This window comes from Streptomyces mutomycini, assembly GCF_001700505.1.
GTDB classification, from domain to species: Bacteria; Actinomycetota; Actinomycetes; order Streptomycetales; family Streptomycetaceae; genus Streptomyces; species Streptomyces mutomycini.
Genome location: NZ_MAPV01000051.1, coordinates 1 through 16,147 on the forward strand (window position 1 = coordinate 1; position 16,147 = coordinate 16,147).

Annotated in this window: 15 protein-coding genes; 4 read left to right on the top strand and 11 right to left on the bottom strand. The window is 74.4% G+C overall.

Features of this window, described 5'->3' with window-relative positions; all coding sequences use genetic code 11:
* Window positions 1-707: VOC family protein (locus tag BFF76_RS07980; protein ID WP_208604828.1), on the top strand; the 707-nt coding region annotated here is incomplete at its 5' end.
* On the opposite strand, the gene BFF76_RS07985 is transcribed toward BFF76_RS07980, so the two are convergent.
* Genes BFF76_RS07985 through BFF76_RS08005 form a run of 5 tightly spaced genes read right to left on the bottom strand, consistent with a single transcriptional unit; the run spans window position 708 to window position 6,346 of the window.
* Window positions 708-1,526, bottom strand: a complete 819-nt coding sequence (locus BFF76_RS07985) for an ECF transporter S component (protein ID WP_031099273.1) — start codon at window positions 1,524-1,526, stop codon at window positions 708-710.
* On the bottom strand, window positions 1,523-3,238 hold the full coding sequence (locus tag BFF76_RS07990; RefSeq protein ID WP_065847772.1) for an ABC transporter ATP-binding protein: 1,716 nt from the start codon (window positions 3,236-3,238) through the stop codon (window positions 1,523-1,525). The genes BFF76_RS07985 and BFF76_RS07990 overlap by 4 nt, the downstream gene beginning before the upstream one ends.
* Window positions 3,235-4,380: a cobalt ABC transporter permease gene (locus BFF76_RS07995; RefSeq protein ID WP_065847774.1), complete on the bottom strand. Its 1,146-nt coding sequence runs from the start codon at window positions 4,378-4,380 to the stop codon at window positions 3,235-3,237. Before BFF76_RS07995 ends, BFF76_RS07990 begins: the two co-directional genes overlap by 4 nt.
* On the bottom strand, window positions 4,377-5,096 hold the full coding sequence (locus BFF76_RS08000; protein ID WP_065847776.1) for an SCO2322 family protein: 720 nt from the start codon (window positions 5,094-5,096) through the stop codon (window positions 4,377-4,379). Before BFF76_RS08000 ends, BFF76_RS07995 begins: the two co-directional genes overlap by 4 nt.
* A complete protein-coding gene (locus BFF76_RS08005; RefSeq protein WP_065847778.1) occupies window positions 5,093-6,346 on the bottom strand; it encodes a prenyltransferase/squalene oxidase repeat-containing protein in 1,254 nt (417 codons plus the stop codon). The genes BFF76_RS08000 and BFF76_RS08005 overlap by 4 nt, the downstream gene beginning before the upstream one ends.
* A gap of 272 nt (window positions 6,347-6,618) precedes the next feature.
* Here BFF76_RS08005 and BFF76_RS08010 point away from each other — a divergent pair, with 272 nt between their 5' ends.
* Complete coding sequence (locus tag BFF76_RS08010; protein ID WP_234351748.1) at window positions 6,619-7,137, top strand: hypothetical protein; 519 nt, start codon at window positions 6,619-6,621, stop codon at window positions 7,135-7,137.
* Here BFF76_RS08010 and BFF76_RS08015 read toward each other — a convergent pair.
* Complete coding sequence (locus BFF76_RS08015; RefSeq protein WP_065847780.1) at window positions 7,119-8,609, bottom strand: extracellular catalytic domain type 1 short-chain-length polyhydroxyalkanoate depolymerase; 1,491 nt, start codon at window positions 8,607-8,609, stop codon at window positions 7,119-7,121. The two genes, BFF76_RS08010 and BFF76_RS08015, sit on opposite strands and share 19 nt — an antisense overlap.
* Before the next feature lie 289 nt (window positions 8,610-8,898).
* On the opposite strand from BFF76_RS08015, the gene BFF76_RS08020 reads away from it, so the two are divergent.
* Both BFF76_RS08020 and BFF76_RS08025 read left to right on the top strand, forming a co-directional pair.
* Complete coding sequence (locus tag BFF76_RS08020) at window positions 8,899-9,675, top strand: 3-hydroxybutyrate dehydrogenase (protein WP_065847782.1); 777 nt, start codon at window positions 8,899-8,901, stop codon at window positions 9,673-9,675.
* 45 nt (window positions 9,676-9,720) lie between these two features.
* Window positions 9,721-11,697: a helix-turn-helix domain-containing protein gene (locus BFF76_RS08025; RefSeq protein WP_065847784.1), complete on the top strand. Its 1,977-nt coding sequence runs from the start codon at window positions 9,721-9,723 to the stop codon at window positions 11,695-11,697.
* Window positions 11,698-11,717: 20 nt separating this feature from the next.
* Here BFF76_RS08025 and BFF76_RS08030 read toward each other — a convergent pair whose 3' ends face one another.
* Genes BFF76_RS08030 through BFF76_RS08050 form a run of 5 tightly spaced genes read right to left on the bottom strand, consistent with a single transcriptional unit; the run spans window position 11,718 to window position 16,147 of the window.
* On the bottom strand, window positions 11,718-12,614 hold the full coding sequence (locus BFF76_RS08030; protein WP_031099259.1) for an alpha/beta fold hydrolase: 897 nt from the start codon (window positions 12,612-12,614) through the stop codon (window positions 11,718-11,720).
* Window positions 12,611-13,705, bottom strand: a complete 1,095-nt coding sequence (locus BFF76_RS08035) for a branched-chain amino acid ABC transporter permease (RefSeq protein WP_065847786.1) — start codon at window positions 13,703-13,705, stop codon at window positions 12,611-12,613. Before BFF76_RS08035 ends, BFF76_RS08030 begins: the two co-directional genes overlap by 4 nt.
* Complete coding sequence (locus BFF76_RS08040) at window positions 13,702-14,589, bottom strand: branched-chain amino acid ABC transporter permease (RefSeq protein ID WP_053928486.1); 888 nt, start codon at window positions 14,587-14,589, stop codon at window positions 13,702-13,704. The genes BFF76_RS08035 and BFF76_RS08040 overlap by 4 nt, the downstream gene beginning before the upstream one ends.
* Window positions 14,589-15,374: an ABC transporter ATP-binding protein gene (locus BFF76_RS08045; protein WP_381824750.1), complete on the bottom strand. Its 786-nt coding sequence runs from the start codon at window positions 15,372-15,374 to the stop codon at window positions 14,589-14,591. Before BFF76_RS08045 ends, BFF76_RS08040 begins: the two co-directional genes overlap by 1 nt.
* Entirely contained in the window at window positions 15,371-16,147 is a 777-nt protein-coding gene (locus BFF76_RS08050; protein WP_053928485.1) for an ABC transporter ATP-binding protein, read from the bottom strand. Before BFF76_RS08050 ends, BFF76_RS08045 begins: the two co-directional genes overlap by 4 nt.

The following is a 16,147-nucleotide window of genomic DNA, read 5'->3' on the forward strand; positions in this document are numbered from 1 at the left end:
GCGACGCCCCGCTGGACGCCGTGGCCGCGCCCGACGGCACCGAGTTCTTCTTCTGCGTCACCGACGGGCCCGGGGACGGCCAGAGGTCCGGAGACGCCGGACGCTCCGGCTGGACCGGCGACTTCGCGCCCACCCCTCACACCCCCGCCCCCATCGGGATCACCCGGGTCGACCATGTCGCGCTGACCCAGCCCTGGCACCACTTCGACGAGGCGACCCTCTTCCACCGCGGTGTGCTCGGCCTCCGCCCGCACGCGAGCGTCGACCTCGCCGACCCGTACGGGCTGCTCCGCAGCCGCGCCGCCAGCAACGAGGACGGCACCGTGCGCATCGCCCTGGGTGTGGGGGCGTCGCCCACCGAGGACCCGGCCCGAGGAGGACGCCCCCAGCACGTGGCCCTGCTCACCGACGACCTCGTCACCACGGTCCGCCGCGCCCTCGCGGCCGGCTCCCGGCTGCTGCCGGTGCCCGCCAACTACTACGACGACCTGGCCGCGCACCACGAGTTCGCCCCCGGGGAGCTGGAGACCTACCGCGAGCTCGGCATCCTCTACGACCGCGACGAGAAGGGGGAGTTCCGGCACTGCTACACCGTGACGACCGGCCGCGTCTTCTTCGAACTCGTCGAGCGCGGCGGCGGATACGACGGATACGGCGCCCGGAACGCCCCCGTCAGGCTCGCCGCGCAGCACGCACTGGCCGAATGATCAGTCCGCTGGGGCGTCGAAGCCGGCCCGTGCGTCGAACGCGGCGCGACGCGTCGCCCGGCGCAGGGCTCTCAGCAGGGTGGGGCCGACCGCCGCGGTCAGGGCCACGGTGAGGGCGGCGCGGCCCAGGTCCCAGCCCAGCGAGGTGGCGGCGCAGTAGGCGAGGAAGCGGACCAGGTTCTCGTGGACCGGGGCGCCGGCGACGAAGGAGATTCCCGAACCGAGGCCCGGCACGATCGTCCAGCCGTACAGATTCATCACCGTGCCGTACGCGAACGCCGCCACGAACCCGTACGCCGCCAGCATCAGCAGTTCGCCCCTGCCCCGCAGCCGGTCCGCACCCGGCAGGAGGCCCGCGCCCATGGTGAACCAGCCCATCGACAGCATCTGGAACGGCATCCACGGCCCGACCCCGCCCGTGAGCAGCGCCGAGGCGAACATGGTCACCGAGCCGAGCACGAATCCGAATCCGGGACCCAGCACCCGGCCGCTCAGCACCATCAGGAAGAACATCGGTTCCAGGCCGGCGGTCCCCGCGCCCAGCGGACGCAGCGCCGCGCCGACCGCGGCGAGCACCCCCAGCATCGCGACGGCCTTCGCGTCCAGGCCGGAGTCCGCGATCGTGGCGAGTACCACCCCGACGAGCAGCACGAGCAGGGCGGCGAACAGCCACGGCGCGTCCTGCGCGTGGGCGAGACCGGAGCCCGCTCCCGCCAGCAGCGGCCAGCCGAACGCGACCAGCCCCACCGCGCTGATCAGCACGAGCGCGACGACGGCGTGCGGGCCGAGCCGTACCGGGCGGGCGGACCCGGCCGTCATGCGAGGCCCTCCAGAGCCTTGCGTACCTGCGAGACGGTGAGCCACTCACGCGGCGCCAGGATCTTCGCGGTCTGCGGGGCGAACGCGGGTGAGGAGACCACGACCTGCCGGGCCGGGCCGTCGGCGACCACCTCACCGTCGGCCAGGATCACCACCCGGTGCGCCAGCTCCGCCGCCAGCTCCACGTCGTGCGTCGCCAGGACGATGGCATGGCCCGCACCGGCCAGCCGCCGCAGTACGCCGACGAGCCGCGCCTTCGCCGCGTAGTCCAGGCCGCGCGTCGGCTCGTCGAGGAGGAGGAGCGGGGGCCGGGCCGTGAGCACCAGGGCGAGGGCCAGCGCGAGCCGCTGGCCCTCCGAGAGATCGCGGGGATGGACGTCGTCGGGCACGCCCGGCAGCAGTTCGGTGACCAGCGCACGGCAACTGCCCGCGGGCGCCGCCGCGTCGGAGTCGGCCGCCGCGCACTCGGCGGCGACCGTGTCCGCGTACAGCAGGTCGCGCGGTTCCTGGGGGACGAGCCCGACCCGGCGCACCATGTCGCCCGGCGAGGTACGGGACGGGTGCAGACCGCCGACGAGGACGGAACCCGTGGAGGGCGCGGTCATCCCGACGAGTGCCGACAGCAGCGTCGACTTGCCCGCGCCGTTGCGGCCCATCAGGGCCACGGTCTCGCCGGGCGTGACGGTGAGCGTCACCCCGCGCAGGGCCTGGACCCGCCCGTGCCGCACCCCGAGTCCCTCGACCCGGGTGACGGCGTCCTGGACCGGGGCCGGTGCGGGCGCCGCCCCGTTGCGGCGGCCGAGCAGCCGGCCCAGGAGACCGGGGCGGGCCGCGGCCCGTTCGGGGAGCGGAGCCACCACCGCGTCCGCCGGGTCCTCACGGGCCGGCGGTTCCACACCGGCCAGCCGCTCCCGCAGGTCCACCGCCCGGCGCCGGGCGTCACGCACCGACAGCGGCAGCGGATCCCAGCCCACCAGCCGGCCCAGGGCCACCACCGGCGGCCGGACGGGCGAGAGCGCCATGATGTCCGCGGGGGCGCCCATCACCGGCGCGGCGCCGGGCGCGGGCAGCAGGAGGACCTGGTCCGCGTACTGCACCACTCGCTCCAGCCGGTGCTCGGCCATCAGCACCGTCGTGCCCAGGTCGTGCACCAGCCGCTGGAGGACCGCCAGTACGTCCTCGGCCGCCGCCGGGTCCAGGGCCGACGTCGGCTCGTCGAGGACCAGGACCCGTGGATGCGGGGTGAGCACCGAGCCGATCGCGACCCGCTGCCGCTGGCCGCCGGAGAGCGTGGCGATCGGCCGGTCGCGGAGCTCGGCGAGCCCCAGGAGGTCCAGCGTCTCCTCGACCCGGCGCCGCATCACGTCCGGGGCCAGGCCCAGCGACTCCATGCCGTACGCCAGCTCGTCCTCGACGGTGTCGGTGACGAAGTGGGCGAGCGGGTCCTGGCCCACCGTGCCGACCAGATCGGCGAGTTCACGCGGCTTGTGCGTCCGGGTGTCCCGGCCGTCGACCATGACCCGGCCGGTCAGCACGCCGCCGGTGAAGTGCGGCACGAGACCGGACACGGCACCCAGCAGAGTCGACTTGCCGACACCGGACGGGCCGACGGCCAGCACCAGTTCGCCCTCGGGAATCGTGAGGTCGATGCCTGACAGGGTGGGGCGGCCGGCGCCCTCGTACCTGACCGATACCTGCTCGAACCGGATCATGTGCGCTCCTTGGAGTCCGAGAGTGAAGGGGGCAGCGGAGCCACCGCTGCGGGCAGCAGTCCGATCAGCACGGCGGCGGCCGGCCACAGCGGAAGTACGGGGGCCGTGAGCGGGACGACGCCGGGGCGAAGTGCCTCCGGGGCGACGGCGCCCGCCCAGATCATCGCCGCCGCGACGGCCGCGCCCGAGGCGGCGACGAGCCAGGCGCGTACCCCCCAGCGGTCCGGCCGGTAGCGGGTGCGGACCGAGCGGCGCCCGCCGAGCCTGATCCCGGCCAACGCCGCGGCCAGTCCTGCCAGCAGCAACGGCAGCCCGTGCACGGCGCCCTGCGCGGCCAGCAGCCCGTACGTCCCCGCGCACACGCCCAGCAGCCCGCCGAGCGTGAGCACATGCGTCGTACGCCGGACGGCGGGCGGGACCTGCGCGGTGCGCCCGTACCCCCGCGCGTCCATCGACGCCGCCACGGAAACCGAGCGCTCCAGCGCGCCCTCCAGCACCGGCAGCCCGATCTGGAGCACCGCCCTGATCCCGCCGGTCGGACGGCCGCGCAGCCGGCGGGCCGTCCGCAGCCGCGCCACGTCGGCCACCATGTTCGGCGCGAACGTCATCGCGACGACGACGGCGACGCCCACCTCGTACAGGGCGCCGGGCAGGGACTTCAGCAGCCGGGCCGGGTTGGCCAGCGAGTTCGCCGCACCGATGCAGATCAGCAGGGTGGCCAGCTTCGCGCCCTCGTACAGTGCGAAGACCACCTGCTCCGCCGTGACCCGGCCGCCGATCCTGACCCCCTGGGCCCAGCCGGGCAACGGCACCTCGGGCAGGGTGAACAGGGTCTGTGTGCCGGGGACGGACGAGCCCAGGAAGACGGAGAAGACGAGCCGCACGGCGACGACGGCCAGCCCGAGCTTGATGAACGCCCCGTACGAACGGGCCCACGGCGCGTCCGTGCGGCGCGCCGCCACCACATAGCCGGCCACCCCCACCAGCAGACCGAGCAGCAGCGGGTTCGTCGTGCGGGACGCTGCGGTCGCCAGCCCGAGCGCCCACAGCCACCAGGCCCCGGCCGGCAGCGCGTTGCCGCGGGTGGCTCCGGGAGCGCGCAGGGCAGGGGGGAGCCGGGCCGGGCCGGTGGTGCGGGTCATCGGCGGCGACGGGCCTGCAGCACGGCGGCGACGCCCAGGGCGAGCACCGCGCCGACGCCGGCGAGCACACCCACGGACGGGCCGCCGCCGCCGCCGTCGTCGGAGGAGGAGGGAGGGGAGGAGGAGCCGTCGGAGGCGCCGTCGGAGGCGGCGTCGTCGGCGGAGGACGTCCCGGCCGGGGCGGTGGCCTCCTTGGACCCGCCGTCCCCGGTCTGCTCACCGCAGCCCGACCGCGGGTATCCCGAGATCGCGCAGAGCATCGCCGAGCTGTCGTACCGCAGCGGCTTGGCCACCGCGGCGAGGGCCTCCGCCGTACTCGCCTCCGGCGCCACCCGGGCGCAGGCGGTACGAGGTCCGGGCGGCTTCTCGCCGTCCGGCGCGTCCGCCGCCGTACCCGGGTCGATGACCAGGGCTATCCGCTTGAGGCCGTCCTTCGCCGGGGTGCCCGCGCAGACCGCCCCGAAGTCCGGTGCGCGGCGGGGCTGCGCCGAGTCCTGGGAGTCCTCGCTCACCGAGAAGCGGAAACCCTGCACCGCGCCGTCGTCCGGCCGGACGACGGCGGGCCCCTGGGTGGCGTACGTCCAGCCCTTCCCGCCGTCGCCCTCCCAGAACGACCAGTAGCGGTAACCGGCCGCCTGCGCGCTGCCCGCGCCCAGCACGGCCAGGACGGCGCCGACGAGTATGAGCAGCGCCGCCCTGCCGAGCGGGTGCCTCACAGCTGCTGGTTCTTCCGGCGTCCGCTGAGCAGGAAGCCGATGCCCGCACCGAAGGCCAGGCCGATGCCGATGATCCACCAGAGGCCGAGTCCCTCGTCGTCGCTGGTCGTGTCCGCGGGCTTCTCGGGCGCGGTCGCGGTCGGCGAGGGCACGGCGGTGGCGGCGGGCGCCGGGCCCGTGGCGTTGAGCTGCCGGACGAGGTCGACGCCGCCGAAGTCACGGGCGTCGGTGCCGGTCGCGTGGGCGGCGAGCACCAGCTGGGCGGTGGCGGCCGGGCCGCCCTCCTTGGCCCAGCCCTGGGCGTGCTTCTCCAGATAGGCGACCGCCGGCGCCGCCTTGTCCTTGTGGCCGGCCGCCGCGAGCGCCACGACCGCGTCCGCCGTGTTGCCGAAGTCCGGCTGCGGCGCGGAATCCTCGGCGCCCGGCATCGGCGGCAGGTCCAGATGTCCTGACCCGGCGAGAGCCTTCGCCAGGTAGGAGGCGCCGTTCTGCGCGGACTGCTCCGCGGTGAGGCCGGTGCCCTTGGTGCAGACGGGCGCCTTCGCCGCGTTGTAGTTCCCCGCGGCCATGCCCTTGCCCATCGAGCCGAGTACCGCGGCCGCCGTGGCGTCCGCGTTGGCGGTGAGCTTGCCGTCCTTGTCCGGCTGATACGCGAACGCCCCGCCGTCCTCGCCCCCGCAGGGCAGCGCGAAGGTCTGCAGCGCCGTGTACGGGGTCTTACCGCCCGCCTTGGTGACGTCGACGAGCGGCACACCGGCCCGTGCCAGCGCACCGGTCACGACGGCGGTGGAGTTGGCGTCGCTCGGGCTGCCCGGGTTGTAGCCCCAGCCACCGTCCTCGTTCTGTACGGACTTCAGCCAGCTGACCCCGTTGTCCACGGTCTCCCGGTGCACGCCGAGCTCGACCAGCGCCTGGACCGCCGCCGCCGAGGCGTTGGTGTCCGCGACCGTCTTCGAGTCGCAGGGCGCGGAGGCGTCGCGGTACGAGGGGAAGGCCCCGCTGTCGCACTGCTGGGCGACGAGCCAGTCCACCGACTGCGTGGCGGGCGTGACCAGCTCGATCTTCTGCGCGAGGAAGGCCAGCGACTGCCGCCACACCCCGTCGTACGTCGGGTCCTTGGTGCCGTACAGCCCTGCCGGAAGGTCGGGCGTGGAGGGTGACGGACTCGGCGCGGCGACCGCCGCCGGGGCGGCCGCTCCACAGAGCACGGCGGTGAACGCGAGCGCTGCCGCGCGGCGGCGTACGGACATGAAGGGCTGGGCCTCTCGAATGGGTTTCCCCTGCTCGAGCTGAGCCGAGCGCGTAGGGGTTGGGTCGGTGCCGGATTCGCACCGGCTTCCCCCTGTACGGGCACGATGACGACCCGCCCACTCTACCGGGGCGCTCCCGGACCCCTCCGGGGGGACAGCCCCACCGCGCACACGAGGGGCCTTCCCAGCAGGTCAGAGCCATGCGAAACTCCGGCGGGGGTCACACGGGCGCGTGCCCGTGGGGGAGGAACGACCGGAGCGGGAAGCATTCAGTGCGCGGAACCAGAAGAGGCACGGCGGCCGTCGCCGTCGTGGCTGCCGGATTCATGACGGCGACGGCGGGCTGCGGCCTCGTGGGTGACAGCGAAGGTGTCGCGGCCGCTTCCCCGGAGCCCACGCCGCCGTTCACCACGCGGACGGCCGCCGACGAGATAGCCGGCCTCGCCCTGGCCGGAGGGCTCCCGGAGGGGGACACCTCCACGGCCGGACTGCCGAGGGGCGGCTGGCGCACGTGCGTCGCGCCCTGGACCGGCGACGCGCCGGCGGCCGAGGCCGCCGGCGCCTTCGAGGCGACGGTGCTGCGGCTGCGGCAGCACGACTGGGAGCTCGTCTCCAGCCACTCGGAGCAGGACATCACCTACCGCACCCTCGCCAAGCGCGGCTGGAAGCTGTACGCCCGCCACTACACCGCGGACACCTCCGAGGCCGGGCAGGCCGTGTCCCTCACGGCCGTCGAGGACGGCTGCCGGCTGCCGCGCAAGGTCAGGGGCGACTACGAGGACCCGGCCTGACAGCCGGAGTCCGCGATCACGAAGTGTCCCGCCGGTGACTCCCGGAGGGCGTGGGTGACGAACACGTTGTACAGCCCCATGTCCTGCTCCGATCCGTTCGCGTAGGCGTGGCCGCCCGAGGTGTGGGCCCGGCCGGCCGTGACGTGCGCGTAGTTCGTCGCCGTGAAGCAGTTGGCCGGGGCCGTACCGCCCGACGTGGTCGCGGTCACGGCGGACGAGCCGGGCCCGGCCGCGCCCGAGGAGCCCACGGAGGCCACGGTGTAGCGGTAGGAGGTGCCGGCGGTCAGCCCGGTGTCCGTGAAGGACGTCGAGGCCGTCGTGGTCACCTTCGCGCCGTCGCGGTACACCGCGTAGGAGGCCGCGCCCCCGACCGCGTTCCAGGCCAGTGAGGCGCTGCTGTCCGTGACCCCGGTGACCTTCAGGCCGGCGGGCGCGGGCAGCCCGTCCCCGCTGCCCGGCGCGTCCTTGTCCAGTCCCCAGAACACACCGGTGTGGTACGCCGAGCAGATGGTGTTCAGGAAGTACGCGGCCGTCGACCCGCACTGCTCGCCGCCCGGGCCCGGGTTCACCGGCAGACCGTGCCCCATGCCGGACACCAGGAACGTCTCCACCGCGGGCTGACCGGACGCGTCGTCGTAGACGCTCCGGGTGGTGTTGCCGGGCAGGCTCCCGGTGCTGGACGGGGTCTGGCCGATGCCCCAGACGTCGGTCCACTGGTCGCGCAGTGCCGTGGCGTTCGCCGGGTAGACCGTGTAGTCGGAGGTGCCCTGCCAGATGGCCACCCGGGGCCAAGGACCGGTCCAGCCCGGGTAGGAGGCGCGTACCTTGTCGCCCCACTGGGCGGGCGTGAGCTTCTGCGGGCCCGTCTGGCAGCCGGGCGCGGCTGCCTGGCTGGTGGCGCACTGCGCGGGCAGGCCGGATGCCACGGACCCGCCCGCGAAGACGTCCGGGTAGGCGGCCAGCAGGTCGGCGGTCATCCCGCCGCCCGCCGAAAGGCCGGTGACGAACACCCGGCGGCCGTCGGAGCCGTACGTCTGCTTCGCGTACTCGACCATCTGCACGACGGACGCCGCCTCGCCCCGGCCCCGCGTGCTCTCGGCCTGGTCGAACCAGCTGAAGCACGACAGCGGGTTGTTCGCCGAGGTGGTCTGGGGGAAGACGACGTCGAAGCCCCACAGATCGGCGTACTTCGTCCAGCCCGAGTTGGTGTAGTAGGCGTTGGCCGACTGGGTGCAGCCGTGCAGAGCGACGACCAGGGGCGCGCCCGCGGGCACGTTGTCCGGGGTGTACGCGAACATCTGGAGACTGCCGGGGTTCGAGCCGAAGCCGGTGACCTGCTGGAGCCCCGCGGCCGCCGGGGCCGCGGGCGCGGCGACGGCGGGGACCGGATGCGCGGCGAGCAGGGCGAGCAGGCCGCAGGCGGTGGCGGAGGCGACGCGGCGGAACAGGCGTCGCAGGATCGGTGGGCGCACGGTGGGGCCTCCTCGTCGGACGTGCGGACGTGCGGACGTGCTGGATGTGCGGACAGGCTTGCGGGGGGTGTTGCCGGAACCTATGAGCCGGGGCCGCGGCCGCCCATGTGGCAGGCGGACATCCGTCGTCCACCGCTGTGTGCGGCGCTCCTCTTGCGCCCGCCGCCCACCCGGCGGGCAGACGCCCCGCCCGCCGGCCGCACCATGTAGGCCACCACCATGGAGCCGCACCGGGGTGTGTGCACCGGCCCCGTGTGATGCGGGCGGCGACGTCCTTACGGTGACGCCCATGGAGACTTCCCGGACCCCTCAGCACGACCCCCACGCCCTCGCCGGACGCACAGCCCTGGTCACCGGGGCCGCCAGCGGCATCGGACTGGCCTGCGCGGAGGCGCTCGCCGCCGCGGGCGCCCATGTGCACGTGGTGGACAAGGCGGGAGACGCCGCCAGGAGCCTGGCCGAACGGATCGGCGGAACGGCCTGGGTGGCCGACCTCTCCGTGGCCGAGGCGGTGGACGCGCTGCCCGCCGACGCGGACATCGTGGTCAACAACGCGGGGCTGCAGCACGTGGCGCCCGTGCACGAGTTCCCGCCGGACCGCTTCGCGCTGATGCACCGTGTCATGGTGGAAGCGCCGTTCCGCATCTTGCGCCGGACGCTCCCCGGCATGTACGAACGCGGCTGGGGCCGCGTGGTCAACATCTCGTCCGTGCACGGGCTGCGCGCGAGTCCCTACAAATCAGCCTATGTATCGGCGAAACACGCATTGGAGGGGCTCAGTAAGGTGGTCGCACTCGAAGCGGCGCCGCACGGTGTGACGAGCAACTGCGTCAGCCCCGGCTACGTCCGCACACCCCTGGTCGAGGACCAGATCGCGGACCAGGCCCGCAGCCACGGCATCTCCGAGCAGGAGGTGGTGGGCCGGGTACTGCTGGAACGCAGCGCCCTCAAGTCGCTGATCGAGCCCGCCGACGTCGCCGGTGCCGTGCTGTGGCTGTGCGGGCCCGGCACGGGGCACATGACCGGCAGCTCCCTCACGATGGACGGCGGCTGGACCGCCAACTGACCACCGACCCGCACCCCGCAGAAGCCGGAAGAACAATGGCCGCCCATGTCTGAACCGTCCCCCTCCGCCACGCCCCTCCTGGCCCGCCTCCTCGACCTGCTGGCCGACGACGCCCCCGCCGAGGACCTGGGCGCCGTCACCTCGGAGGCCAGGGCCGCGGGTGTGCCCGCGGCCGAACTGGCCGAGGTGGAGCGGGCGGCCGCGACCGCCCTGCGCATCAGGGGCGCCCTGCGCCAGCACCGGCGCAGGGAACTCCAGCTCACGGCCCTCTTCGACACGGCCGGCGACCTGGCGGCCTTCCGGGACCTGGACGACGTGCTCAAGGCGATCGTGCGGCGGGCCAGGATGCTGCTGGGCACCGACACCGCCTATCTCACGCTCCCCGACGAGGAGGCCGGGGACACCTACATGCGGGTGACCGACGGGTCGGTGTCCGTGCTGTTCCAGCGGCTCCGGCTCGAACTGGGCGAAGGGCTCGGCGGACTGGTCGCCCAGACCGCGAGCCCCTACGCCACCCCCGACTACCGCACCGACGAACGCTTCCGTCACACCCGCAACATCAACGCCGGTGTGCTGGACGAAGGGCTGGTGGCGATCCTCGGCGTACCCCTGCTGCTCGGCTCCAGCCGGGGAGGCACGGGAAAGGTCATCGGCGTCCTCTTCGCGGCCGACCGCGCCGCACGGGTCTTCAGCCCCGACGAGGTGGCCCTCCTCTGCTCGCTCGCCGCGCACGCCGCGATCGCCATCGACACCGCCCGGGCGCTGGACGACACCCGGACCGCCCTCGCGGAACTCGCCGGGGCCAACGCGGAACTCGCCGAGGCCAACGCCGCCGTACGCGCGCACTCGGCCGCGATGCGGCGCGCCGAGGAGGCCCACGACCGGCTCACCGACCTGGTGCTGCGCGGCGGTGACGTGAAGGACGTCGCCGGGTCCGTCGCCGGGCTGCTCGACAGCCCCCTGACCATTCACGACCCCGGCGGACGCCCCCTGGCCGCCGTACGGCCCGACGGCAGCGGGTTCGCCGCGGACAGCATGGACGCCGGGTGGCTCGCAGGCACCGCCGAGGAGTCCCGCCACGGGGCGCGCGCCGTGCACCGCGACGGCCGGTGGATCTGCGCCGTGCTCGCCGGTCAGGAGCTCCTCGCCAGCCTGGTGCTGCACCGGCCGGACCGGCTCGACGACTCCGACCGCCGGCTCTTCGAACGCGCCGCGGTCGTCACGGGCCTGCTCCTTCTGCTCCGCCGCACGGTCGCCGAGACCGAGAACCGGATACGGGGCGAGCTGATCAGCGACCTGCTCGGCGACCCGGAGCGCGATCCGGCCGGGCTCGCCGAGCGGGGCCGGCGCCTGGGCATCGACCTGGACCGGCCGCATGTCCTGCTGGTGGCGGAGGCGGAGGCCAGGGAGAGACTCGGCGGCGCCGCGATGCGGTATCTGTTCGGCGGGGACATCCACGGGGTGAGCGCCGAACACGCGGGCACCGTCGTGCTGCTGATCGACTGCGACGGCGGCGGCACGACCGCGCGGGACGCCGCGCGGGCTGCCGCCGCACAGCTCGGTCACCTCGTCCAGGCGCCTGTCACGGTCGCCGGTACGGGTTCCGCGCGGGGCGCCCGCGAACTCGCCGCCGCCTACGCGGAGGCCGCGCGCTGCCTGCGCGCCATGCGGGTGCTCGGCCGCGAGGGCGAAGGGGCCTGCGTCGACGAACTCGGCTTCCTGGGCGTCGTCCTCGGCAACGCGAAGGACGTGGACGGTTTCGTCACGGCGGTGCTGGGCCCGCTGCTGCGCTACGACGAACGGCGCGGCACCCACCTCGTGCGCACACTGCGGGCGTACTTCGGCGCGGGCGGCAGCCTGATCCGGGCCAAGGACGAACTGCACGTCCACGTCAACACGGTGGTGCAGCGCCTCGACCGGATCCAGGTGCTGCTGGGCCGCGACTGGAACGAGCCCGACCGTGCGCTGGAGCTGCAACTCGCCCTGCGGCTGCACCTGCTGTCGGGCGGCCGGGACCACTGAGCCCCGGCCGCCGCCCGCCCTCAGCCGGTGACGGACGCCGCCCTCAGCAGGGCGCCGGCGACCTCGCCGGCCCCCTTGTGGCCCGTCAGCACCGTGTAGTGGTTGACGTCCTCGACGCGCACCGCTTCGACGTTCGTGCCCGGCTGGCCGGCAGCCGCGAGCCGGGACTCGTCGTACAGCCCCTGCTCTTCGTTCATCAACCCCCGCTGCGCCCACAACAGCGTTGCGGGCTGCGGGAGTTCACGTACGGCTGCGAGCACCTCGTCCTGGAAGAGGCCCATCCCGTCCGTGCGGACCGCTTCCAGCCGGCAGCCCGAGCGCATCGCGGGTTCCTCGCCCGTCAGGTCGCGCTGGATGTACGCGTCGACCTCGGGCGACCAGGCGTCGCCCCCGAACGCGGGGTGGGCCCGCCAGAACGACCGGTAGGCGTCCCGGTCGGGGAACGTCATCGACAGCCGGTCCATGGCCGGGCCGATCACGGCCGTGATCAGTTCGTCCGCCGACAGGTGGGTCGGCGCGGGGAACCCGAACCCGCCGTCCACGAGCACCAGTTCGCCGAAGCGGCCCGGATGGCGCACGGCCGCGAGCGCCGCCACGAAGGCCCCCATCGAATGGCCCGCCAGCACCACCCGGTCCTGGCCGAGCGCCTCGGCCAGGGCGGCCGTGTCGTCGGTGTGGGCGGCGATGCCGTACGGGCCGGGCAGCCCGGCGCTGCCGCCCCGGCCACGCAGGTCGGGGGCGACCAGCGTGACCCGGCCGTCGAGCAGCCGGGCCACCGTGCCCCAGGACAGCGCGTTGGCCGTGATGCCGTGCAGGGCCACGACGACCGGCGCGCCGGGGTCGCGGGCGGGCCAGCGCAGCGCGGCGAGTCCGCCGCCTGTGACGGGGACGCGAATCTCCTCGTACGAGGTGGTCACTTCTTCTCCTTACGGGGCCGGCGCAGTCGGGACGGCAGCCGGGCCAGGCCGCCTGGCAGCAGGTGTACCACGGCCACGAACAGCACCCCGAGCAGGAACAGCGGCTGGGACAGCGGCACGCGCAGGACCGCGGGCAGTTCGGCTACCGCGCCCGAGCCGGCGAGGTCGCCCAGCCGGTGGTCGGCCCAGGTGTAGAGGATGCCGCCGGCCATCGGGCCCCAGCGGGTGCCCGATCCGCCCAGAACCACCATCACGAGCAGCGACAGGGTGAAGTCCGACGTCGTCGTCTGGGGCGTGGAGCCGCCGGTCAGCAGCAGGTGGACGAGCCCGCCCACCGATGCCAGCGCCCCGGCCAGGACGAAGGCCGTCAGCTTGAAGCCGTACGGCTTCAGGCCCAGCACCTCCACCCGGCGTTCGTTCTCCTTGATGCCCTCCCAGACCCGGCCGGTGGGCGAGCGCACGGCCCAGTGGACGACGCCGAGGGTGAGGACGAGGTAGGCCAGCGTGATCCAGTACAGATTGGCCGTGTGGTCGATGCCGACCAGCCACGAGGGCAGCAGGTCCGCCGGGGCGGCCCGGCCCTCCTCGCCGCCGGTGAGGCCGCCCGGGTTGCGGGAGACGAGGATCGAGCCCGCCTGCGCGAAGGCGAGCGTCACCATGGAGAAGCCGATGCCGGTGACCCGCAGGCTCACCGAGCCCAGCACCAGGGCGAGCGCGGTGCCGGAGCACAGGCCGAGGGCCGCCGCCGCGGCGAACGGCAGGCCCGCCTCCAGCAGGAACATGTTCGTGGCGTAGCTGCCCGCCGCGAAGTACAGCGCATGCCCGAAGGACAGCAGTCCCGTGCGCCCGAGCAGCAGGTCGTAGCCGGTGGCGAGGGCGCCGAACAGCAGGCAGGTGGCGAGGAGTTGCAGGCTCCCCGGGCTCCCGACGGGGCCGTCCAGCAGCCCGGGGACGGGCAGCGCGCTGTAGGGCGCGACGATCAGGAGCACGAGGACGGCGGCGGGCCACCAGCGCAGCAGCCGGGACCTGTCGCGCCCTGCTGCCGGGGGTGCGGCGGTGGGCGTGGGTGCGGGTGTGGTGGCGGTGCTCACGCGAGCCTCCCGGTCAGTCCGCGCGGCCGGACGAGCAGCAGCGCGGCGAGCAGGACGACGACGGCCAGGTCGCCGAGGCCCGCTGCGGTGTAGTAGTTGGCGAACTGCTGGACCAGGCCGATGACCACGGCCGCCACGGCCGCGCCGGTCACCGACCCCATGCCGCCCGTGACCACGACGACGAACGCGAAGATGAGCAGCGAGGTGCCCTGCCGGGGGTCGACCGAGCCGAAGTACAGCCCGCCGAGCGCCCCGCCCAGCGCGGCGGCGCAGCCGCCGATCGCGAAGACCAGCGTGAACGCCTTGCGGACGTCGATGCCCAGCGCGGTGACCATCGCCCGGTCCTCGACCCCGGCGCGTACGACCAGGCCGTGCCGGGTCCGGCCGAGGAACAGCCGCAGGGCGACCAGCACGACGACCGCCGCCGCGACGAGGACCAGCCGGTTGACCGGCACGTCCGCGCCCAGCAGCCGGAAGGTGCCGGACAGCGCCTGTGGGCCGGGGAAGGTCCGGGCGTCCGAACCCCAGATGCCCGACAGCAGCGCGGGCACGGCGAGTCCCACCCCGACCGTCGCGAGCACCTGCTCGCGCGGCCGGGTGTACAGGGGCCGTACGACGACCAGTTCCAGGACCACGGCGGCCAGCGTGCCCACCGCCGTGCCGAACAGGACCGCCAGCGCGAAGCCCCAGCCGCCCGGGCCGGCGCCGGGCAGATGGCCCGACGCCGCCCACCAGGTGCCGTACGCGCCGATGGAGAGCAGTGCCCCGTGGGCGAAGTTGAGCACGTCCATCAGGCCGAAGATCAGCGAGAGCCCCGACGCGATGAGGAAGTAGAGCGCTCCCAGACCGAGTCCGGTCATGGTGAGCAGCACGATGGTGGACATCAGGAATCCGCCTCCGCGGTGAGTGGGGCGAGCGGGCCCTGGCCGACGCCGAGCAGCCGGCGGGTGGCCTGCGCGTCGCCCAGCAGTCCGGCCGCCGGGCCCTGGTGGGCCGTCCGTCCGTCGGCGAGCACCACACAGTGCTCGGCGAGCCGGCGGACGACGGTGAGGTTCTGCTCGACGAGCAGGACGGGCACCGCCTCCGCGGCGCGCTCCAGGACCCGGGCGACCTCGGTGACGACCTTGGGGGCCAGGCCCTTGGTGGGCTCGTCGGCGATGATCAGCCGGTTGCCGTTGAGCAGAGTGCGGCCGATGGCCACCATCTGCTGCTGGCCGCCTGACAGGGTCCCCGCCAACTGCGCCCTCCGGGACTTCAGTTCGGGGAAGAGCTCATGGACCAGTCCGTACGCGGGCCCGTCCGCGCCAGGGCGCTCGGCCAGGCGCAGGTTCTCCGCGACGGTGAGGCCGGCGAAGATTCCCCGGTCCTCGGGGGCGTATCCGATGCCGCGGCGGACCAGGGTGTGCGTGGGGAGGCCCACGGTCTCCTCGCCGTCGAGGAGCACACTGCCGGCGCGCGGCACCAGCCCGAGGACGCCGCGTACGGTCGTGGTCTTCCCCGCCCCGTTGCGGCCGAGCAGCGCGGTCACGCCGTGGCGTGCCACGTCCAGGTCGACGCCGTGCAGGATGTGCCGCCCGCCGATGAGGACGCGCAGGTCCCGTACGGCGAGCAGCGGCGCGGCCTCCGGGGGCGTCCCCACCGGGGAGGTGTTCACCGGGGGAGTGCTCACAGTCCCTCCCCGAGGTAGGCCCGCTGTACGACCGGGTCGGCGGTCACGGCGTCCGGGCTGTCCAGGGCGAGCAGGCGGCCGTGGTGCATCACGGCCAGCCGGTCCGCCAGACCCAGCAGGACGTCCATGTGGTGCTCGACCATGAGCACGGTGCGGCCCTCCTCGCGGTGCAGCGTGCGGATCAGTTCGGTGAGGGCGGGGACCTCCTCGGCGCTCACCCCGGCCATCGGCTCGTCGAGCAGCATGAGCCGGGGCTCGCCCACCAGCAGCACGGCGAGCTCGAGCTTGCGCTTCTCCCCGTGGGAGAGCTCGGCCGCGGTGGCCCCGGCGCGGTGGCCGAGGCCGGTGCGCTCCAGTACGCCGTCCACCTCGGCGGTGTACGGGGAGGCCCGCCTCCACAGCCGGTGCGAACCGCCGTTCCTGGCCTGCGCGGCCAGCCGGACGTGCTCGGCCACGGTCATCCGCGGCCAGAGACTGGAGGTCTGGAACGTCCGCCCGATCCCGCGCCGGGCACGGGTGTGCACCGGCAGGCCGGTCAGGTCCGCGCCGTCCAGCGCGAGGGTGCCCGCGGTGGGCACGACGATCCCGCTGATCAGGTTGAACAGGGACGTCTTGCCCGCCCCGTTGGGCCCGATGAAGGCGAGGAACTCGCCCTCCCGGACGTCGAGGGTGACGCCCTCGACGATGGTCGCCCCGCCGACGCGCCAGCCGAGGCCGTCCAGCCTCAGCACCGGGGCGCCCACCCGCGCGGTGGCGGTGCCGGATGCGGTCAC